The sequence below is a fragment of the Prevotella veroralis DSM 19559 = JCM 6290 genome (genome assembly GCF_000377625.1).
Taxonomy (GTDB): domain Bacteria; phylum Bacteroidota; class Bacteroidia; order Bacteroidales; family Bacteroidaceae; genus Prevotella; species Prevotella veroralis.
The window spans coordinates 87925-110092 of sequence record NZ_KB898327.1; the positions used below are offsets into that span (position 1 = coordinate 87925).

Here is a 22168-nt window from a genome sequence, read left to right on the forward strand (position 1 = left end):
ATTTAACTAGCGTTTGATATTGCCTAAGGGCGATCAGAAGGCTTAACACCGAATTGCGAAGGCTTATTACCCATAACAAATTCGAGTGTTCCACCACGTACTATATCCTTGAAGTCAATGTAAGAACGAGTATAAGGCTTGCCATTCAGCTTCGCACTTTGTATATACTTATTCTCGGAACTATTGTTATGCGCAACTACACGGAAAGTCTTTCCATTACCAACATTCAATGTTGCTTCATCGAAGAGTGGCGATCCAAAGACATAACGACCACCAGCTGGATCAACCTGATAGAAGCCTACCGAAGACAGGATATACCATGCTGACATCTGTCCAACATCCTCATTTCCACTCAAACCATCAAAGTCATCATGATACAAGTTAGCCAAGACATAACGTATCTTGTCAGCCCCTTTCCAAGGTTGCCCAACATAGTTATACATATAGAGGATGTGGTGACTTGGCTCGTTACCATGCGCATATTGACCAATTAAACCAGTAATGTCTGGTGAGGCATCAGCACCCATATCACCATTGACAATGAATAGTGAATCGAGCTTAGAGACGAATGGTTTCTCCCCACCAAAGGCTGAAACAAGCCCGTGAACATCATGTGGAACTAACCAAACATACTGCCAAGCATTACCCTCAGTATAGTCATCCTGACGATGAACCGTGCTGAATGGATCGAATGGCTCACGGAACTTATGGTCGGAAGTAACGCCTCTCATGAACTTTGTTTGCTTATCGAAATAGAAGTCACGATAGGACTGGCTACGCTTGTAGAAGTACTTATAATCCTCTGTCTTACCCAACTGCTTAGCAAGTTTGGCTATACAAGCATCGGCGAGCGCATACTCTAATCCCTTAGCAACCGTCTCCTTCTCTGGGTCGAGATCACAAGGAATATAACCGTATTTCTTCAATAGTCCCATACCTCGTTCATCTCTCATTGCAGAGGCTTTAACAGCTTCAAAGACAGCCTTCTTATCCACATTAAATCCTTTCAAAGCAATATCTACAAGTACAGGAATGCCAGGATTACCCACCATACAGTCTGTTTCATTACCCATCAAGTGCCAAACAGGGAGCTTACCTTGCTGCTTGAAGATATGTAGCATTGTCTCCGCAAGATCACGTTGCATCTCTGGTTGAATAAGCGTCATCAAGGGGAAGGCTGCACGATAAGTGTCCCAGAGAGAGAAGGTGGTGTAATCAGTGAAGTCACCCTTATGCGTCTTACCATCTGCCCCACGATACTCTCCATTCACATCACTAAACACTGAAGGGGCTATCATCGTATGATAAAGTGCTGTATAGAATATACGTTTCGCACGCTCGTCCTGTGTCTTAATTGCAATCTTACTTAGCTCACGATTCCAATCGGCATTCGCTTTAGACACAACACTTGCAAAGTTCCATCCAGGAAGCTCCTGTTGCAGATTCTCTCGAGCATTCTCTACGCTAACAGCAGATATACCAACCTTCACTAAAAGAGGCTGACTGGTTGATGCAACCGAGAATATTCCTATTGTATCACGCTCATTCTCTTCAAGTTTAACAGGCTCTGAAAACTCCGCAACAAAGTAAACTCGCTGGTCTTTAGCCCATCCTTCAGACAAGCGGAATCCTGTGATGGTCTTATCTGACTCCTGCTTGAACTTGCAAGAAGTCATCTTATCCCATCCAATCCCTTGTGCGAGATTCAAAGCTATATAGCCCTTTGTAGCATCGGCTGGGAATGAGTAACGATGAAAGGCTACACGTTGGGTTGCGGTCAACTCTACCCTAATTCCTGAAGCTAACATCACCGAATAATAACCGGGACGGACATACTCTGCTCTATGCGAGAACTTCACTTCACGCTGTGAAGGGTTGGTCATAGGTAATAGAGAGACATCACCCAAGTCGCCAATACCCGTACCACTAAGGTGCATCTGCCCGAAGCCAATCACCGTAGAATCGCTATAATGATAGCCTGAACACCAATCCCAACCTTGTTTCTTTTGCGTTGGACCTGCTTGAATGTTACCAAATGGAACATTAGCACCTAGGAAGACATGACCATGACCACCTGTACCAATGAAAGGATTCACATACTGCGCGTAGTCTTGTGCACTAACAGAGAAGATTGTTGCTAGCGCTACAGCAGCAGTCAAAAAGATTTTCTTCATAAAGTTATAAATACTATTTATGATGACAGAATGACTCTACTCCGCATCGGGAGTTCTACTGTCTATGATTGAAAAGAATATTCACTTACTGAACGGGTACATAGAGAGAGCCATAACGGAATATCCTTTACGAATAAAAGAGAGGGTAATATTTCTGCTCACTAACTTACTGATAAAGTTTAAGTTATAATCCCGTTGGACTAATTAGGCTGGCTAGTACCACTGTTTTAAGTTATATTGATGAGACAAATTTAGCAACTATTAATGACATATCAAAACATTTCAATAACAAATGTCATTGCATAGTATAAAAATGAGAGAGTAAACGATACGAAAGGGAGAAACCATAGAGGGGATATCTCTCCGCCGACTTTATCGTATCATGGAGTATCATCAGGGTGATACTGGAGTATCATCAGGGTGATACTGGAATATCATCAGGGTGATACTGGAGTATCATTAGGGTGATACTGGAATATCATTAGGATGATACTGGAATATCATTAGGATGATACTGGAATATCATTAGGATGATACAGAAGTAACACGTATGTATAAAGTTTGCATATCATGCGATTGCGAAAGGCTTATAACGCATGAAGGCTTGGCACTCTTCATGCCAAGCCCTCATTTCCTTTAGATAGGATCGTCGATTTAATAGTAATGAAATACGACCTTTACTTCTTATTAATGATGATTTCGTCTGTGAAGATCCACGCATCTGGCTCACGCGAGGTGGCTTTCAAACGCACATAACGCGCCTGTACCGAACCCTTCCAGCGATAGGGGTAAACAAGGTAATCGCTGCTTGTCTTGATACCAGGGAGCGTCTCATCTATTGTGGTAAACTTCTTTCCATCCTTTGAGACAAGTAGGGTTATGGTGTTAGGAACATAGATGACAGCCTCCAACTGGTGCATGAAGTTGGCTTCCACATCCTTAATATCAGTTACCTTCCCCATGTCTACAATCACGTCAACGCCGGTGCTATCTATAAAGCCCTGCCATCTTCCCTCAAGGTAGCCCCAGTCTCCACACAGTCCATTGGTCAGCGTACTATCGCCTTCTGCACGATATTTCTCAGCGTATCGACCGAGATAGGTCACGGGTTTACCCAAACCTTCATGCTGCACGATGGAACGGCTTTCAGGGCGTGCGCCTTTCTCTTTTCGAATGTCGAAAGCATTATAGCCAGCACGTTTGAGTGCATCAGTTGTTGTAATTACTCGTTGACGGAAGTCGGCATAGCCTGTACGTTGCTTCGTCCATCCCGTCTCGGCTAATGCAAGCAATCGGGGGTATATCATATACTCTAGATGGTCAGGCTTCTCTATAAATTCCGTCCATACACAACCCTGTACACCATCGATATATTTCTCCAAAGACGTACCCTTATAAGCCGCTGGGATAGGGTCATAGTTGTAAGTCTTCTCCAATCTCGTATATCCTCCTTGCGCCTTTGGTTCCGTCATTGGGTCATCCTGATACATATTCAAATAGCAGAACTCTTGCGGTGCCATGACCACGTGGTGCCCACTCTTAGCGGCAGTCAATCCTGCTTCAGTGCCACGCCATGACATGACAGCGGCATTGGGAGCTAAAGTGCCTTCCATGATTTCATCCCATCCGAGGAGCTTTCTACCATTATCGTTAAGGAAGCGTTCTATGCGGTGAGTGAAATGACTCTGTAACTCGGCTACGTCCTTTAGATGATAGTCCTTCATTACACGCTGACAGTCGGGGCACGTCTTCCATGTGCGGCGTTCCGCCTCATCGCCTCCTATGTGAATGTACTTTGAAGGGAAGAGTTGCATTACCTCTTTCAATACATTCTCCATGAAAGTATAGGTCTGTTCTTTCCCTACGCATAAATCTGACTGAGTATAGGGCTTACCCGTACATGACAACTCAGGGTAAGCATAGACAACCTCATCACTGTGCCCAGGCATTTCAATCTCTGGTATGATGGTGATATGGCGTGCAGCGGCATAATCGACAATCTCTTTAATGTCGTCCTGCGTGTAATAGCCACCATGTATATTCATTCCCTTCCAACATACAAGGCGGCTAGGATTAGGCGAATACTGGCGGTTCTTTCCGTTCCACCACTTCGTCCAGTCAGATTCTGTTCTATAGGCAGTCTCCTCTGTTAGGCGTGGATATTGCTTCACTTCCATGCGCCATCCGCCGCCGTCAGTGAGGTGCCAGTGGAATCTGTCGAGCTTGAAATACGCCATAGCGTCCAATTGCTTCTTGATTTCATCACTCGACCAGAAGTGTCTTGAGCAGTCTATCATCAGACCACGATAAGCGAAACGGGGTGTATCTGTTATCTTTACACAAGGAATCTGGCGATCCTTCTCCAGCTGTCGTAGTGTTTGCAAACCATAGAAAAGTCCCATAGGAGTTCTCGCCTGTATGGTCACGGCTGTTGGGGTAACATTTAACTCATACTCTTGTAGGCTTACGCTATCTGCCGCCATCGCCGCCTCCTGTTCCGTACCAGTACAGATGAGGCGCAAGGGTGCATCAGCAGAGGGATTCTTTACGGATGAGAACGGAATATTCATTACATCTGAGGTGTACTGATTCAGTATCTTGAAGTCCTTTCCTTTAAGATTGGTCACGCCTTGTAGCCCCTTAGCCAATGTGAAAGTGCCTTGCTGACGAGTGATATTCTCGGGTTGAGGGATAATGCTCTGCGCACTGACAGGTTGTGTGATTGACGCTGATAACAGCAAGAATGCTGCGCCTATAAATACTTTTTTAATCATGAATATAGTGTCGTTGTGGTGGGATATACGATAGGAATTAGCCTCGAATGACCCACCTTATTTCTTTAAATAAAACTTTAATACTCCGCCCTTCAAGAGCTCTTCATTACTGATGCGATATTGGTTCCACGCCTTACCACCTAATTCCATCTTACTGATGATAACGTCATCGGGATTAGGGTGCACAGCCTCAATAACGAGCTTGTCCCTACCCCACTGCGCCTTATCCAGACGGATGGTTACCTTGTCAAAGACGGGGGATGTGAGGGTGTAATAGGGGTCGCCAGGGCAATCGGGATAGAATCCTATCATATTGAAGACTGCCCAAGCTGACATGGTTCCCGTATCGTCATTACCAGGAATGCCTTCTGGCGCATTCTTGAAATATTCCTTCAAGAGTCTGCGTGTCTGTACCTGTGTACGCCACTCGTCACCCTTGAAATATGAGAAGAGGTAAGGATAAGCAATATCGGGTTCATTGGCAGGGTCGTAATATCCCTTATCAAAGACGCTCTGTAACTTATCGACGAATGACTTCTGACCTCCCATCAGCTTTGCTAAGCCTTTCACATCATGTGGCACATAGAACGAATAGTTCCAAGAATTGCCCTCGTGGAAGCCAGGTGACGGCTCGAAGTTCTCTCCCTGCTTAGGGTCAAAGGGCTTATAGAAGCTACCATCGGGCATGATGGGGCGGAATACGCCATACTCCTTGCTGTAATAATGGCGATAACCTAACGAGCGATCATAGAAGAGTTTGGCGTCAGCTTTCTTGCCTAAGGCAGCTGCTAAACGTGATAGCGCATTATCTGCAATGTAATATTCCAGTGCGTGAGAGACCGAGTTATCATATTGTTCGTGCAGAGCAACATAGCCTTTCTGCATATACTCATCATTATCTGGGCGCAACGGATTATCGCTACCTTTCGTTAGCGCAGACTTACGGAAAGCCTCGTATGCCTTATTGATGTCGTAACCACGCAAGCCCTTGAGCCACGAATCGGTGATGACGGGAATCGCTGGGTCGCCTTCCATGGTGTAAGTCTCGCGACCAAAGAGTTCCCACTTCGGCATCCATCCATGTTCGTCATACATATCAATCATTGTACGAATCATATCACGCTGACGTTCTGGATAGACTAAGGTAAGCAACTGATGCACGTTGCGGTAAGTGTCCCAAAGCGAGAAGACGGTATAGCGGTTGCCCTCTTTTATGGTGCGAATATCGTTGCTCTCCATTGCTGGATATTGCCCATTGACGTCCTGTAGGATGTTAGGATGGATGAGGGTATGGTACAAGGCGGTATAGAAGATGGTGCGTTCCGTCTTCGTGCCTCCTTCAACGAGGATACGAGAAAGGTCATCATTCCACTGCTTGCGAGCGGCATTGTAGATGGCGTCAAAGTTCTTTCCATGCTGTTCGGCATTGAGATTCTCTCGTGCATTTGCAATACTGACAAATGATACGCCCATCTGTACTTCTACTTGCTCGTTAGCATCTGTATCGAAGTTCATCCATACTCCTATATCATCGCCCGATAACTCTTTCTGATACTTCTTATAGAGCTTATACTTGCCATTGTCTGCATCCCATTCTGCCTCAACGCCTGTCATAGCACGTTGTTTCTTCCAATAGCCCGACTCTAAAGGCTTTTTGCTTATGCGCATAACGAAGTAGATAGGGAACACTGCCTGTGGGTTATAACAGAAGGTTCCTTGTAACTTCATGCCCTCAAACTCGGTATTGCTTACCTTCCGCACCATGGCTCCCGTCTCATTCGTGAGCCCCTCGCCTAAGTTCAACAAAACGTGGCTCTCGCCTTTGGGGAACGTAAAGCGAGCTACTGAGGTGCGCGGTGTTGCGGTTACTTCGGTCTTGATGTCGTATTTGGTAAGATGGTTCGAGTAATAACCGGGATGGGCTACTTCCTTATCGTAAGTGCTACCATAGTTCTTATAGTCTACATCTAACTTCCCCGTCGTTGGCATAAGCAATAACGAGCCCACTTCTGGGCAACCTACGCCACTAAGGTTCACATGAGAGAAGCCTGTGAAATAGACATTATGATATTCATAAGGTGTTGACCACCATCTTGCATCCTTATCATACTTATTCAAGTCGGAACCCATCACATTAAAGGGAACGACTGACATCAAACCATTCGGGCACACAGCACCAGGGTTGGTTGTTCCGAAGTTGGATGTTCCAATGAAAGGATTAACAAGATCAACGGGTTCCTCGCCTGTCTTATCTGCAGCTCTCAAGGATAGAAAAGATAAGGAAATAAGGATTCCCAATAGGAGTTTAGGTCTCATAAAAAACATGCAGTTAATAGTTATTGCTGCCATGGCACATGAATGAAAAGGACTATGGCGAGCCTATAAGAAAATGACTACGCACATCTCTGACATTATATGATAATACACCGAAGATGTGCGTAGCTCCGTCTTACAAGTAGGTTGAAACTTATAAGATGCTATTGTTCTTTGTAAATTCAACAATCTCTTTGATATAGCCGAACGTCATACCAACGACGGTATCAGCTGCACCATAATATACAGCAACACGCTCGCCATCTTGCAAAGCAGCACATGGGAAGACTACATTTGGCACGTCTCCTTGCAATTCATACGTAGCTGCTGGAGCCAATAGGTAAGGACGAGTACGATAGAGCACCTTCTCTGGGTTGTCCTTATCAAGGATAGCTGCACCCATTGAATAACGGAAACCATTACAAGTGTTGATTACGCCGTGATAGAACAAAAGCCAGCCCTCATCGGTCAAGAAAGGAACTGAACCAGCACCAATCTTTGTGCATTGCCATGCGCTCTCTGGGAAAGGAGTCACCTTCATCACGCAACGATGTTCGCCCCAATACTTCATGTCAGGGCTGAAGCTGATATAGATATCCCCGAAAGGAGTATGACCATTATCGCTTGGACGGCTCAACATGGCATACTTCCCGTTAATCTTCTCTGGGAAGAGCACGCCATTTCGGTTGAATGGCAAGAAAGCATTCTCACACTGATAGAACTTCTTAAAGTCGAAGGTGTAAGCAATTCCGATCGTTGGTCCGTGATAACCGTTGCACCAAGTAATCCAATAACGATCCTCAATCCATGTAACACGTGGGTCATACTTGTACTCTGACTCAATCATTTCAGTGTTACCAGCCTCAAACGTAATAGGCTCGTGATTAATTTCCCAGTTGATACCGTCCTTACTGAAACCTGCGAAGATGTTCATCTGCACCGCCTTGTTATCGCAACGGAACACCCCAGCGAAGCCATCCTCAAATGGTACGACAGCACTGTTGAAGATACTGTTTGATGTTGGAATATGATAGCGGTCAATGATTGGATTCTTTGAATAACGCCACATCACATCCTTGCATCCAACAGGACGCTCCTCCCAAGGTAATATATCCTTAATACTTTTCATTATAAATAGTTTTATGTTTTTAGCTTGTGAATACCACTCAATTTTCGCAAACAAAGTTAACTTTTTACTTCTACATAGAATAAGAATTTATTATTCCTTAATTAGGAAAAACACTTATTAACGGGATATAAAGACTGATCCGACCGCTTTAAAAACAAGTGTATACGGGAGAAAGAGGAAAGCAATACGGATAGAGAAGACGGGCAATACGGGCAGAAAAGAAAGGGAATACGGCAAGCATAATAATTTTATCCGTATATTTTCTTGCTTTTATACGTATTTTGTTATACTTTTGTACGCATATAATTTCATTTTCAGCATAGTGAAAAAACAATTTCAGCGTAGTGAAAGTATATTTTCAGCGTAGTGAAAATGTTTCATCAGCGTTGAGAAAATATAATTTGATACGCATTAAATTATGATAGAATACAAGAATAACTATAACGGAATACGGGAATAATTATGACGGAATACGCTTCCGACTGCGAAAATATACGAATCAAACAGCCAAAGAATATGCTTACAAATGGAAAAGAAAGCGTATCTGACGGCGAAAACGTACATAAGAAAAAGAAGAGTAAACGAACAAAACAAAATTATAAAAGGTTATGAGCATCAAATACAGACTACAAAAGAATTACGGAAAGCTGAAAGAGAAGGCAGAATTCCGTACAATCATCATGGAGCGACAGACCATCGGATTGGAACGCATTGGGCGCGACATACAAGGTGCAACGGCTCTTACGCGAGCGGATGTTTTCGCAACGGTTATGGCTCTGGGAGATGAAATAGCCAATCAACTATTGGACGGTAACGCTGTCCATCTGCCGGGTATCGGTTATTTCTCACTGGCTGTGAAAGGTGAGGTGTACGAGGATCCGCGCACACACAATCATCGATTGCGTAACCCGAAAGTGCGAACGATAAAGTTCCGCCCCGATCGTGAAATGGCGCATAAGCTCCTTTCTGCCAAATTCGAGAACGAAACTCATCATTACGGCAATGCCTCCATTCCTACAGCCGAAGACATCGACCAAGCTCTCGAGGAACTTTTCGCCACAAAGTCTGTCATTACCATTGCCGACTTCCGCCGGTATCTCAATCTTTCCGCTTCTACTGCTTATCGCATTGCTGAACGATTGGAGGCGGCAGGCAGAATCCATAATATTGGGACACGCCGACTAAAGTTGTTTGAGTTGAGGAGTGGACAAGTAAACGAGTAGACAAGTTAACGAGTTAATAGCATTTACAGCCTTTTCTTTGGTTGTTTGATAAGAATGTATTACTTTTGCACCGACTTCCAAAGCGGAAGTTAGGGGGTGCTTGCCTGTTTGGGCTTGCTGAGAATATACCCATTGACCTGATACGGGTAATGCCGTCGTAGGGAAAATTCCCCTTATTTGTATTTTAATATCATTACTAAGGATATGAAAAGAATTATCCTATTCACTGCTGCATTAACATGTGTAGCAACGACAAAGGCACAGGAAGTAACTGACACGCTCAAACAACAGCACTTGGAAGAAGTAATCGTAGCTGGCGTTCGAGTACAAAAGAATGCTCCTTATGCAGTGGCTAACATCAAGAAATCAGAACTTGAGGCTTTCTCTAAAACGGGACGTGAATTACCTTTCTTATTAGCTCAAACGCCGGGCGTATTGGCTTGGGGCGAGAACGGATTAGGAACGGGTACCGCCGCTATGCGCATACGAGGCGCAGCAGGAAGTCGCATTAACATCACCTTAGACGGTGTGGCTTTAAACTCGCCAGAAGATCAGTCTGTGTTTTGGGCGAACATGAATTCGTATGCTTCGCTTATGGGAAGTGTTCAGATACAACGCGGTATCGGAACATCTACAAACGGCGACGGTGCTTTCGGCGGTTCGGTTTCTTTGGCGACAAGTTCACCCATGCGGACGCCGAGCGCAGAAGTCAGTGCATCATACGGTTCGTATAACACTTACAACGCAGGAATGAAGTTCTCAACGGGTTTGCTCTTCAATCATCTTATCTTTGATGGGGCATATCACGAGACAGCGACTGATGGTTATGTCCACGGCACAAGCGGGCGGTCGGGTTCTTACTATGGCGGTTTGACTTGGTTAGGAGATAACTTCCGTATTAGCTACAAGAACATCGGAAACTTTGAGAAGACGGGGCAGGCTTGGAATGGAGTTGTCGCTGGTAGCGATAATCTTAGTTTGATGGATGGCACTTTCGGAGTACATACGGGTATTAAAACTTACAAGGATCTTTACGATAGAGGATTAGGCAAATTCAATTCCCTATACGAGTATTTGCAAACAGACAATAATGGTGCTTTCGTCAAAGATGCTGCTGGGAATTATCAAACGGAACGATTTAAGATGCGCGATGGTTCGTTTTGGAAGAAGACTACCGATAACTTCTATCAGAATCACAACATCCTTTCTTTCCTCATTCATCCTGCACAGCATTGGAGCCATAACATAACCATACATTATACTTATGGTTATGGTTATTACAGCGAGTTCAAACGGAAAACAAAGCTGGCTAAGTTTGGTTTGCAATTCACCGACAATACTGGCACGCAGATAGCAAAGACTGACCTCGTGCGTCGTAAGGGTTTGTCACAACACACCTACGGCGTTATCTATAATCTCAACTATAAAGATGAAAGCTGGGATGTGATGGGTGGCTTGAACCTTCAACAGTTCCGTGGTGATCACTTCGGATATCTTACTTATATCAAAGACCAACAGGTTGACAACAAGTTCCGACTTAACGGCAAGGATTATAAGTATTATTCTTCTGACGCTCGTAAGTTCGATTACAGTGGTTTCTTCAAAGCTAATTACCACTTTAACAACTACTGGAATACGTTTATTGATCTTCAGTATCGCCGCGTGGAATATAGAACCAATGGCAAAAATGATAGATTCCGTAAGGGTGCTAACGGATACCATAATCAACTATTGAATATCAATAAGCATTATGACTTTATCAATCCTAAAGCGGGCGTAAGTTACTATCGCGATGGGCACAAGGCTTACGCTTCTATCGCCTATGCTAACCGTGAACCTGAACGCAATAACTTTACCAACAATGGTAGTTACCCTGCACCTTCGCCAGAACGATTGATGGATATAGAGCTTGGCTATCAGTACACAGGTAATAACTGGCATGCTGGCGTAAACCTTTATTATATGGACTATACGAATCAGTTTGTGCAGACTGGCGAGAAGAGTGACATCGGCGAGAATCTTACCACAAACATCAAGAACAGCTATCGTATGGGTGCCGAGTTGGAAGCTGGCTGGAGTCCGTTGTCATGGTTGACAGTCGAAGGAAACGCTGCGTTAAGTCGCAATGTTATTAAGGACTTCGACGAGATGGCAAGTGTCAACTTTGATGATTCTTTCCGCAAGATACATTATAATCACTCTACTTTGGCGTTCTCTCCATCAGCTATCCTCAATGGTTTCCTCGATTTACATTACAAAGGCATTAAGGCTGTATGGCATACAAACTTCGTCAGTCGTCAGTATCTCGATAACACCGAGAACATAACCCGTTCATTACCTTGCTTTTCGCAGACGAATGTCAACATCAGCTACTCTCTCCGTCCTGCAAAGCGTCTTATCGGTTTGAAAGAAGTTATCTTCGGTGTGAATCTTAACAACATCTTCAATCGTCATTATGCTGCCAGCGGATGGGTATATAGCTCTATCCTCGACAATGACGGTCACCCTAACGAGAACCGTTACACGCAGATTGGTTTTATCCCAATGGCAGGCTTTAATGTCATGGGGAATGTTGCGTTGAAGTTCTAGCCTCACCCCCGCCCCCTCTCCTATTGGAGAGGGGAGTAGATACCGAGACTTCCCTAAATGATAAACCATATATATGAGAAGATTACTATTCGAGTTTAACTATTACATTATAAACTTAGCAAACGCCACATTCCACTCCCCTCTCCAATCGGAGAGGGGCTGGGGGTGAGGCCATCATTATGACACTAGACATGCTGGGCTGCATCGTCGGCCTCATTTACATCTATCAAGAATACAAAGCGAGTATATGGCTTTGGCTGACGGGTATTATTATGCCTGCCATCTATATGGTTGTCTATTACGAGGCGGGGCTATATGCCGACTTCGGAATGCAGATATATTATACATTAGCAGCCATTTATGGCTTCTTGTATTGGAAGTTCGGACGGAAGAAAGGGGCGGAGGAGCTTCCTATCACACACTATCCTCGTCGGTTGATACTCCCTTCACTGCTTGTCTTCCTCGTCCTATGGGGCGCACTCTACCTCATCCTCATCAAGTTCACGAACTCTACCGTACCAGTATTAGACAGCTTCGGTAATGCACTCAGCTTCATCGGACTGTGGGCATTAGCAAAGAAATACATCGAACAGTGGTGGATATGGATTGTCGTCGACATCGAACTGGCAGGACTCTACCTTTATAAAGGAATTCCTTTCACCGCAGGACTCTATGCTCTCTATTCCATTATCGCCGTGGCAGGGTACTTTAAGTGGAGGGGAAACCTCCCCAAGCCGAAAGGAATAGGTAAGGAGCCTCCCCAAGCCCCTCCGAAGGAGGGGATGTGCTAATAGGCAAAGTCACAACAACATATAAAAGCAACACAACAAATGATTATCAATAACAAAGAGAATAACAAGGACAAACGACATTCTCGCATCCCCAACGAACACCCCGTTAGGCACTCCCTTCTTTCAGAGGCATTAGGGGAAGTGTCTTCCGCTAGGCACATCCCCTCCTTCGGAGGGGCTTGGGGAGGCTTTAACTCCGTCATCCTTGCAGCTGGCGACTTCCCCACCCACGTCCTACCCCTTCGCATCCTACGCACTGCGAATAATCTCATAGTATGTGATGGCGCACTAAAGAATCTACTTGAATATGAGATAGAGCCAACGGCAGTAGTGGGCGACGGCGACTCTCTCCCTGAAGAGCTGAAACAACGCTATGCACACATCTATCATCATATATCGGAACAGGAGTTTAACGACCTCACCAAGGCTACTCTCTTTGCTCGTTCACATCTGAAGATGGACGCATCTACGCATACCCGTCCCCGTTTCTGCTACCTCGGGGCGACTGGCAAACGGGAGGATCACACACTAGGGAATATCTCTTTAATGCTTTATTACTATCGTCAACTAAGCATAGCCCCCCTCATGTTGACCGATTACGGATGGTTTGTACCTGCATCAGGTACAAACACCTTCTCTTCATTTGCAGGTCAACAAGTAAGCATTTTCAATGCTTCTTGCAAGGAACTAAGTAGCGAAGGGCTCAAATGGGACATATACCCCTTCGCAGAAATATGGCAGGGAACACTGAACGAAGCCCTTTCCACATCCTTTACTATCCATGCCGATGGAGACTATTTAATCTATCGGACACATAGAAACATTTAATAATTATTGCGTAAAGGCTGCTCATTACCAATGATTAAAAGTCTTTCTTTACTTTCAGAAAGTCCTTATATAGAACAGAGAAAGTATCAAGACAGCTTGAAGAAGGATGTCTCTTATACGAAAAATAGTCTATTTTCCAAAGGGATTAAGTATATTTTACAGAGAAAATTAAACTATTTTTCCTAATTCACAAAGCCCATTTAGAAAATAAGAAGAAGTTAGGTCTACTTTAAGTCACATCTATCTACTAATAATAAGTTACAATAATTATACGCTTCATTGTAACCCTCATTGACAAAAAACTTATGCTTTCAACTTAAAGGAATTCTCTATACTTGCCAATTCTGCATAGAACCCTTTGTCAACCTTAAGCCTGTCTTCTACTTTAGAACAGCTGTGAATAACTGTACTATGATCCCTGTTTCCCACCAACTTACCGATTCGACTAGCAGGCATCTTCGTATATTTCTGTGCCATATACATGCTTACCTGACGCGCCATTACAATGTCCTTCTTGCGTGAACGAGAGTTGACAGCAGAGGTGGTAACGCTGAAGTGTGTACAAACCTTATCCAAGATATCATCAATGGTTAGTGGTTCATCATCGATCTTTACAGCACGCTTTATTACACGTTCAGCCAGTCGCATATCGACGTTACTGTTATAAACAACGCTATAAGCCAAGAGAGAGTTGATAACACCTTGCAAGTCTCGCACACTACCATTAGCCGTTTCTGCGATAAACTTAATCACGTCCTCTGGGATACTAAGCCCATCACGCTTAATCTTATTGTGCAAGATGTCCACACAAAGTTGTACATTTGGCTTCTCCAATTCTGCAATAAGACCACAAGAGAAACGTGTCAACAAACGATCATTCATCCCTTTAAGATCTACAGGGGGGCGGTCACTGGCTAAGATAATACGCTTCCCGTTGCGGAAAAGGTGATTGAAGATATGGAAGAAAGTGTCTTGTGTCTTGGTAGCAGTGATCCACTCTTGTATATCATCCACTATTAAGACATCAATCGTTTGGTAGAAATTAATGAAATCATTGGTGGTGTTCTGTCTAACAGAATCTGTGTACTGCACTTGGAAAAGGCGTGCAGAAACATATAACACACGCTTTTCGGGATAAAGCTGTTTGACTTTCAACCCAATGGCATTGACTAGATGTGTCTTACCACAGCCAGAAGGTCCATAAATAAACATGGGATTGAACTGCGTTGTACTAGGATGTTCTGCAATAGAAAGTCCTATCGAACGAGGCAACTTATTGCTATCTCCTTCTATATAGTTGGTGAATGACTTATGAGGATCAAGTTGCGAATCAAGGTCTTGAGGCACTGCATCCAAAATCGTAGGACTTTGGTTGCCACGAGCAGTAGGTCTCTGTGAGGAGATTTCTTCGACTGTGTCTGGTTGTAAGTCTTGTGATAAGTGATGCTCCTGATCGACCATCACACGATAACTCAATTGAACCCCTTGACCAAAGACACGTATGAGAGTCTTACGCAACAAAGGGACGTAATGCTCTTCCAAATATTCATATACGAACTGACTTGGCACCTGAACCAACAATGTCTTACTGGCCGGCTGATAGGATTGAAGTACTATCGGACGGAACCAAGTATCGTATTGCTGCTCGGTAACATTCTCCTTTATAAGCTGGAGACACTGATCCCAAAGTTGTTTAGGATTGACGTTCATATTGATATCTACGTTTCTTATGTCTTTCTACAAATGGTGTGTTGATAAACCATTCCTAGTTCTTACACACCTGCAAAGGTAATAATTAAATAATAAACAACCTATTTCCTCCGATTTACTCTACACCTATCTAAATCGCATAAATAGCTATCTTATCGTACTTTGCAGCTGTTTAAGCATCTATATATATAATGTGTCGTTTGCCCAATTATAATATCTTGATTGTCAAAAGGTTTCGATATGAAAAGAGAGAAAACGTGTCTAAAGAGTGGAACAGAAGCAAGAGACAAGTAAAGGAACTGATTTACACGTATCTTTTAACTCATCTCTTGCATGTGAAACACCTATCTTTTAATTTAGACGATATTTAAATTACTTATCCTTTCTACCGAACAGTGAGAAGTGAACATAGCGTTTCGGATGAGCCTTGAGATTGACAAGTAAGCTATCAGCACTACGCATCGTACTGTTCAAGTTATTGTAAAGAGAGGCATCATTCATCAACAGTCCGAGGCTTCCCTCATTACTATTTAGCTTTGCAGTGAGTGAGTTCATGTGATCAAGGGTGGTATTTACCTTTGCCATCGTACCCTCTACGTCGATTCCACTCACCTTATTATTTAATGTAGAGATCATGCCATTAGCACCACGAATAGCACCACGTGCTTCTGTTATACCGCCATTTGCATTTGCCATTAAGCCGTTAACTCCATCCATCACTCTACCTGCTTTCGTGGTTAAAGCTGGCAATGAATGATTCATCTGAGCGAGTAACTGGTTTACTTCACGCGTCGAAGTCGTAAGGTTTGCAGTAACTTGATCGACATTATGGATGGAACTTCTCACCGCAGGATCAGCCAAGAGTGAGTTGATACTAACAAGTATGCTATCCAATTTGGGTAGCATCTTTTGAATGGAGGGAACCATATCTTTCATTCGTCCCAAAGCTCCGTCATTAATACGACCATCAATAATTCCATTCGAGGCTAGCGTCTTGCTACTCGTTCCAAGCACTAAGTCAACTTTCACATTACCCATAACATCACTGATAATATCAGCCTTTGTTCCCTCTGGAATGTTCATGCTTTTATCGATATCTACGCCGACGATGATTGGTTCTCCAGGCTTAGCATAATCGTATTCTATGCTCTTTACGGTACCAACCTTAAAACCATTTGCATACACAGGAGTGGACGTTGAGAGTCCACTTACATTACTGAATCGCATCTGATAGTGCGTGTCTGTCGAGAAAATAGAGAGTCCCTTCAGGAACTGCATACCGAAGAACAACACTACAACACCCAATATAGCGACGAGTGCAATCTTAACTTGTGGCGTGAAAAACTTACTCATATTACTTCCTTACTTATTCCTTTTATTCTTTAAAAACTCGTTGATAGCATCGTTCGTGTCCATGCGATTGCCTGCTTTATAAGCTATAACAAATGCTTGAGGAAAGTCCTTTTTCAACTTCTCACGTAGGCGTGCTATCTCATTATAGTTAGTACTGTTACCTATTGTATATTTGTACCAAGATCCTTCTTGAATACATTCTATATCCTTATGACCTTTAAACTGTTCACAACCAGGGCGTAGTTGACGACTTGAAGCAATCACTTGAACCTTGAAAATAGGAGCATTAATGGGTGCACTTACCTTATTATCTTTCTTCGCATCAGTCTTTGTTTTGTTAGAAGAAGATACTGGAGTTTCTTTCTTCGGAGTCTCTTTTATCGTCTTCTTAGTAGGAACCTTTTTTGTAGATTGCGCCCTAGTGTTAGATGACACGAGGTTCGGTTGCCCCGAAGGAGGCACTGGCACCACCCTTGTAACACTAATCTTCCTATTGTCAGCAGCCTTATATGGTACGACAATATGCGTGTCGTACATGTTCTTGTACTTAACGAAAGCATTGTAAATACCCTTTGCCATGGCATCAATACCATCTGGACTATTTAAGAACTCCTCCTCATCTGCTGCAGTAATAAAGCCTAACTCTATCAGACAACTAGGCATATAGCTCTCACGTAACACCAAGAAACCAGCTTGGTGCACACCTTTATCAATGCGATTGGCACTAGAACACACCGAACGTTGTATCAATCTCGCCAGCTCAACACTCTTTTCCATGTTTGCATTCTGCATGAACTCAAACATAATATAGCTCTCGGACGACTTCGGATCGAAGCCTTGATAAGTCTGTTGGTAGCCTTTCTCCATCGAAATAACCGAGTTCTCGCGCATCGCAACATCAAGGTTATCCTTCGCACGGTGCATACCTAAGGTATAAACTTGGAATCCCTTAGCATAATGACCGGGTACAACAGAGTTGGTGTGAACCGATATAAAGAGGTCAGCCTTAGCCTTATTCGCTATATCCGCACGCTGATGTAGAGGAATAAAGACATCCGTCTTGCGTGTATAAATCACTTGCACGTCCGGTAAGTTTTGCTCCACATAACGTCCAAAAGCTAATGCTACGTTCAAATTGATGTCCTTCTCCTTTGATATAGCACCTAAAGCACCAGCGTCATGACCTCCATGACCAGCATCAATAACAAGTGTGAAGCGTCCGTTCGTAGCCCATGAAGTGCCCACGAACAATACAAAGAAAACAATGAAAAGCGTTATTTTCTTAAACATACTTAATTATTTAGAGAGCAAAGGTACGGTTTTTCATTTGGAAACCATGGTTCTAATCCTTGGTTTTATCATTTATTAAGTGTAATTCAACGCCTGTGCTATCACAATCCGCGCCCATCGGTGGATTCTTTTTCACCAACTTTAAGTCTATACTCTCCAGCCGCTTGTATCGGGCACACAACTCTTTTACAATCTTTCCAGCTGCTGCTTCCAACAGTTTCGAAGGTTGCTTCATCACTTCTGAAACGACATTGAACACATCAGCATAGTTCAATGTATCATCAACAGCATCGCTCTCCATGGCTGCAGCAAAGGGATAACCCAATCTGAGATCAAGCACATAATCATTCCCAACAACCTGCTCTTGTTCTCCAACTCCTATAAAGGCATGATATTGAAGACCCTGTAAAAGAATATAAGTAGACGTTAATTCCATCATTAAACATTAGTTTTAAAGATAAAAAGAAGGTGCATTAAATGCCTTATAAGCACTTAATACACCCCCATAAGATTATCCACAACGAGAAGCACCACAATTGGTACAAATCAAGCAACCCTCCTGATAAACAAGAGTCTCCTGTCCGCAAACAGGGCAACGGAGCCCTGAAGCCTTCGTGCCATCGGTTACGTACTTCTTCAAAGCACGCTCCACACCATTCTTCCAAGTGTTAATACTCTCGTTCTTAAGCTGCAATGAGCCTACAAGCTTTATGACATGGTCTATCGGCATACGGTAACGAAGCACACCAGAGATGAGCTTTGCATAGTTCCAATACTCTGGATTGAACTTCTCCGACAGCCCTTCAACAGTCGTCTTATAGCCTCGCTTATTCTCAAACTGGAAGTCATAACGATGGCTACCATCCTCTGCTGTCTGCTTGATGATCTTTCCCTTGGTAACACTCTTTGGTAAGGCGATACCTTCCTCATCGTCTTGAAGACCCGTAAAGATCTCGTATGGATAACCATCCAACAGCCCAACAAAAGCCACCCACTTCTCCTTGTTATTCTGAAAACGTACCACATCGCACTCAAGTTCCTTAGGTCGAACCTCCACTACTTGCGGTCGGTTGCATACATGCTCATGGTGTTCTTCTGCTGAAGTAAGGTCTTTCACCTTCTCCTCCTCGGCTGTATTAGTCTCCTTCTTCTTATCTTTCTTCGATACAGATATCATCACTCCGGACCTGCTACCATCACGATATATGGTGCAGCCTTTGCATCCGCTGCGCCAAGCCTCAACGTATAACTTGTTGACAAGAGCCTCATCAACGTTGTTAGGGAGGTTCACTGTAACCGAAATGGAGTGGTCAACCCACTTCTGAATAGCACCTTGCATGCGTACTTTCATCAGCCAGTCAACATCGTTGGCAGTAGCTTTATAATAAGGTGAACGCTTTACCAACGCATCAATCTCCTCTTGGCTGTACTTCTTTCGGGTATCAATTCCATTCACTTCCATCCATGTTAGGAACTTACGATGGTACACGATGTACTCTTCGAAGGAATCTCCAACCTCATCAACAAAGTCTACATGCACATCAGCATCATTTGGATTCACCTTTCGGCGACGCTTATAAACAGGCATAAAGACGGGTTCTATGCCCGAAGTAGTTTGTGTCATTAAGGACGTAGTACCGGTTGGAGCAATCGTTAAACAGGCTATATTGCGACGCCCGTAACGTATCATCTCCTCATAAAGTTGTGCATCAGCTTCCTTCAAGCGGAGTATGAAGGGGTTATGCTCCTCACGCTTTGCATCATAGATAGCAAAGGCTCCGCGCTCCTCTGCCATTCGAACGGAAGAACGATAAGCATTCAATGCCAACGCACGATGAACACTAACAGAGAAGTCGGTAGCCTCTTGTGTTCCATAACGCAGACCCATTGCTGCTATCATGTCACCTTCGGCAGTTATGCCCACTCCCGTTCGACGACCTTTACCGCTCTTATCCTTTATCTTCTCCCAAAGATGGTACTCGGCTTCCTTCACTTCATCAACTTGTGGGTCGCTCTTAACCTTTTCCATGATAAGATCAATCTTCTCCATCTCGAGGTCAACGATATCATCCATGATACGTTGCGCTAGCTGTGCATGCTTGCTAAAGAGGTCGAAGTCGAAGCGAGCATGGTCTGTGAACGGGTCTACAACATAGGAGTATAGATTCAACGAGAGCAATCGACAGCTATCATAAGGGCACAAAGGAATCTCACCGCAAGGGTTAGTAGAGACTGTGCGGAAGCCTAAGTCGGCATAACAATCAGGTATGCTCTCACGGATAATTGTATCCCAAAAGAGCACACCAGGCTCTGCGCTCTTCCAAGCATTATGCACAATCTTCTCCCAAAGAGCCTTTGCTGAAACCTTCTTAGTGCACTTTGGCTCCATAGAATCTATTGGGAACTGCTGCTCATAAGGCTTATCATCAATGGCAGCACGCATGAACTCATCCGTAATCTTTACTGACACGTTAGCCCCAGTGACCTTTCCTTCCTCCATCTTAGCGTCTATGAACGCCTCAGAGTCTGGGTGTTTAATACTCACAGAGAGCATCAATGCACCACGACGACCATCCTGTGCAACCTCCCTTGTACTATTGGAGTAGCGTTCCATGAAAGGGACAAGTCCAGTAGAGGTAAGGGCAGAGTTATGGACTGGTGAGCCCTTTGGACGAATGTGACTTAGGTCATGACCAACGCCTCCACGGCGTTTCATCAGTTGAACCTGCTCTTCGTCTATACGCATGATAGCCCCATAAGAATCGGCATCACCATCTAATCCAATCACAAAACAGTTGGATAACGATGCTATCTGATGGTCATTACCGATTCCAGTCATCGGACTTCCAGCTGGAATAATGTACCGGAAATGATCCAAAAGATTGAATATCTCTTCCTCTGTTAAGGGGTTCTTATACTTGTGTTCGATACGAGCTATCTCCTTGGCAATACGTCTGTGCATCTGCTCTGGAGACTTCTCATAAATGTTACCAAGGCTATCCTTCATGGCATACTTGTTCACCCATACACGAGCGGCAAGCTCATCTCCATTGAAGTAAGCTAATGAAGTCTGATAGACCTCATCGAATGAGTAAGTTTGATTAGTTACCATTGTCCTTTTTAGAAAATTAACGACTGCGAAGTTACGAATTGTTTTCTTAATTCTAAAACATTTGCTTAACTTTGTCGAAACAAAGTTATTAGCAATGGAAACTATCAATTCAAGAAGAACTATAAGACGATATTCTCAAGAGGATGTATCGGATGACTTGTTAAGAGAACTCCTATCGGTTGCAGAGAGAACACCAACTATGGGCAACCTGCAACTCTATTCGGTCGTTATCACCCGAAGCCCAGAAATGAAGAAGAAGATCGCTCCGGCACACTTCAATCAACCTATGGTTACGGAAGCTCCAGCCGTTCTAACCTTCTGTGCAGACTATCGCCGAACAACCTTATGGGCGACACAAAGGAAAGGAACACCCGGTTATGACAACTTCTTATCATTCCTAAATGCGGCGACAGATGCCCTTCTTTATTGCCAAACTTTCTGTAATCTCGCTGAAGAAAGGGGCTTGGGAACCTGCTTTCTGGGCACTACGCTCTATAGTCCAAAAGCGTTAATTGAAGCACTCGAATTGCCTCGTTTGGTCATGCCGGTTGCTACTATCACCTTGGGATGGGCTGCTGAAACACCCGAGCAGACCGATCGTTTGCCATTGAAGAGTATTATTCACAATGAGACTTACAACGATTATACGCCCGAGAGAATAGACGAGTTTTACACGCAAAAGGAGAACTTGAAAGAGAATAAAGACTTCGTTGAGCTGAACAAGAAAGAAACACTTGCACAGGTATATACCGATATTCGTTATACAAAGAAGGACAATGAGGCTATGTCTGTGGGCTTGCTTGAAGCACTAAGACAGCAGGGGTTCCTCCCGTGACATATGTCATTTTCCACTGACTATAAAAAAAACCACAGTTTTAGCAC

General features: G+C 43.8%; 14 protein-coding genes and 1 riboswitch. Of the genes, 5 read left to right on the forward strand and 9 right to left on the reverse strand.

Annotated elements, in window-relative coordinates; translation table 11 throughout:
* Positions 1–23: 23 nt before the first annotated feature.
* The 4 genes from D464_RS0104040 to D464_RS0104055 all read right to left on the reverse strand — a co-directional run bounded on the left by D464_RS0104040 (position 24) and on the right by D464_RS0104055 (position 8390).
* Positions 24–2174, reverse strand: coding sequence for a GH92 family glycosyl hydrolase (locus D464_RS0104040; RefSeq protein WP_018910258.1), 2151 nt, complete (start codon positions 2172–2174; stop codon positions 24–26).
* 677 nt (positions 2175–2851) lie between these two features.
* On the reverse strand, positions 2852–4948 hold the full coding sequence (locus D464_RS0104045) for a glycoside hydrolase family 20 protein (protein ID WP_018910259.1): 2097 nt from the start codon (positions 4946–4948) through the stop codon (positions 2852–2854).
* A 57-nt stretch (positions 4949–5005) separates the two neighbouring features.
* Positions 5006–7264, reverse strand: coding sequence for a GH92 family glycosyl hydrolase (locus D464_RS0104050; RefSeq protein WP_026284632.1), 2259 nt, complete (start codon positions 7262–7264; stop codon positions 5006–5008).
* 151 nt (positions 7265–7415) lie between these two features.
* A complete protein-coding gene (locus D464_RS0104055; protein WP_018910261.1) occupies positions 7416–8390 on the reverse strand; it encodes a glycoside hydrolase family 130 protein in 975 nt (324 codons plus the stop codon).
* Between the two features lie 608 nt (positions 8391–8998).
* On the opposite strand from D464_RS0104055, the gene D464_RS0104065 reads away from it, so the two are divergent.
* From D464_RS0104065 to D464_RS0104080, 4 genes are all read left to right on the forward strand, one after another.
* The gene (locus D464_RS0104065) at positions 8999–9613 is read left to right on the forward strand and encodes an HU family DNA-binding protein (RefSeq protein WP_018910263.1); all 615 of its coding nucleotides are present in this window, start codon (positions 8999–9001) and stop codon (positions 9611–9613) included.
* Between the two features lie 82 nt (positions 9614–9695).
* Positions 9696–9794: riboswitch (TPP riboswitch) on the forward strand.
* Between the two features lie 23 nt (positions 9795–9817).
* The gene (locus D464_RS0104070; protein WP_018910264.1) at positions 9818–12202 is read left to right on the forward strand and encodes a TonB-dependent receptor; all 2385 of its coding nucleotides are present in this window, start codon (positions 9818–9820) and stop codon (positions 12200–12202) included.
* Between the two features lie 179 nt (positions 12203–12381).
* On the forward strand, positions 12382–12993 hold the full coding sequence (gene pnuC, locus D464_RS0104075; protein WP_024985786.1) for a nicotinamide riboside transporter PnuC: 612 nt from the start codon (positions 12382–12384) through the stop codon (positions 12991–12993).
* A 39-nt stretch (positions 12994–13032) separates the two neighbouring features.
* Positions 13033–13821 carry a thiamine diphosphokinase gene (locus D464_RS0104080; RefSeq protein WP_018910266.1) on the forward strand — a complete coding sequence of 263 codons (789 nt, stop codon included), beginning with the start codon at positions 13033–13035 and terminating at the stop codon, positions 13819–13821.
* 303 nt (positions 13822–14124) lie between these two features.
* Here D464_RS0104080 and dnaA read toward each other — a convergent pair whose 3' ends face one another.
* The 5 genes from dnaA to D464_RS0104105 all read right to left on the reverse strand — a co-directional run bounded on the left by dnaA (position 14125) and on the right by D464_RS0104105 (position 21286).
* The gene (gene dnaA, locus D464_RS0104085; RefSeq protein WP_018910267.1) at positions 14125–15531 is read right to left on the reverse strand and encodes a chromosomal replication initiator protein DnaA; all 1407 of its coding nucleotides are present in this window, start codon (positions 15529–15531) and stop codon (positions 14125–14127) included.
* 372 nt (positions 15532–15903) lie between these two features.
* The gene (locus D464_RS0104090) at positions 15904–16884 is read right to left on the reverse strand and encodes an MlaD family protein (RefSeq protein WP_018910269.1); all 981 of its coding nucleotides are present in this window, start codon (positions 16882–16884) and stop codon (positions 15904–15906) included.
* A gap of 9 nt (positions 16885–16893) precedes the next feature.
* Positions 16894–18174 (reverse strand): N-acetylmuramoyl-L-alanine amidase family protein, encoded by a 1281-nt coding sequence (locus D464_RS0104095; RefSeq protein ID WP_018910270.1) that lies wholly within the window; start codon positions 18172–18174, stop codon positions 16894–16896.
* A 52-nt stretch (positions 18175–18226) separates the two neighbouring features.
* On the reverse strand, positions 18227–18610 hold the full coding sequence (folB, locus tag D464_RS0104100) for a dihydroneopterin aldolase (protein ID WP_018910271.1): 384 nt from the start codon (positions 18608–18610) through the stop codon (positions 18227–18229).
* Between the two features lie 75 nt (positions 18611–18685).
* Complete coding sequence (locus tag D464_RS0104105) at positions 18686–21286, reverse strand: adenosylcobalamin-dependent ribonucleoside-diphosphate reductase (RefSeq protein WP_018910272.1); 2601 nt, start codon at positions 21284–21286, stop codon at positions 18686–18688.
* A gap of 94 nt (positions 21287–21380) precedes the next feature.
* On the opposite strand from D464_RS0104105, the gene D464_RS0104110 reads away from it, so the two are divergent.
* Complete coding sequence (locus D464_RS0104110; RefSeq protein WP_018910273.1) at positions 21381–22121, forward strand: nitroreductase family protein; 741 nt, start codon at positions 21381–21383, stop codon at positions 22119–22121.
* Positions 22122–22168 lie beyond the last annotated feature (47 nt).

Bases quoted from the DNA above. Each gene is read 5' to 3' on its own strand.
- D464_RS0104110 (WP_018910273.1), top strand. From the start codon at position 21,381: ATGGAAACTATCAATTCAAGAAGAACTATAAGACGATATTCTCAAGAG.
- D464_RS0104055 (WP_018910261.1), bottom strand. From the start codon at position 8,390: ATGAAAAGTATTAAGGATATATTACCTTGGGAGGAGCGTCCTGTTGGA.
- pnuC (WP_024985786.1), top strand. From the start codon at position 12,382: ATGACACTAGACATGCTGGGCTGCATCGTCGGCCTCATTTACATCTAT.
- folB (WP_018910271.1), bottom strand. From the start codon at position 18,610: ATGGAATTAACGTCTACTTATATTCTTTTACAGGGTCTTCAATATCAT.
- D464_RS0104050 (WP_026284632.1), bottom strand. From the start codon at position 7,264: ATGAGACCTAAACTCCTATTGGGAATCCTTATTTCCTTATCTTTTCTA.
- D464_RS0104105 (WP_018910272.1), bottom strand. From the start codon at position 21,286: ATGGTAACTAATCAAACTTACTCATTCGATGAGGTCTATCAGACTTCA.
- dnaA (WP_018910267.1), bottom strand. From the start codon at position 15,531: ATGAACGTCAATCCTAAACAACTTTGGGATCAGTGTCTCCAGCTTATA.
- D464_RS0104090 (WP_018910269.1), bottom strand. From the start codon at position 16,884: ATGAGTAAGTTTTTCACGCCACAAGTTAAGATTGCACTCGTCGCTATA.
- D464_RS0104070 (WP_018910264.1), top strand. From the start codon at position 9,818: ATGAAAAGAATTATCCTATTCACTGCTGCATTAACATGTGTAGCAACG.
- D464_RS0104045 (WP_018910259.1), bottom strand. From the start codon at position 4,948: ATGATTAAAAAAGTATTTATAGGCGCAGCATTCTTGCTGTTATCAGCG.
- D464_RS0104065 (WP_018910263.1), top strand. From the start codon at position 8,999: ATGAGCATCAAATACAGACTACAAAAGAATTACGGAAAGCTGAAAGAG.
- D464_RS0104040 (WP_018910258.1), bottom strand. From the start codon at position 2,174: ATGAAGAAAATCTTTTTGACTGCTGCTGTAGCGCTAGCAACAATCTTC.
- D464_RS0104095 (WP_018910270.1), bottom strand. From the start codon at position 18,174: ATGTTTAAGAAAATAACGCTTTTCATTGTTTTCTTTGTATTGTTCGTG.
- D464_RS0104080 (WP_018910266.1), top strand. From the start codon at position 13,033: ATGATTATCAATAACAAAGAGAATAACAAGGACAAACGACATTCTCGC.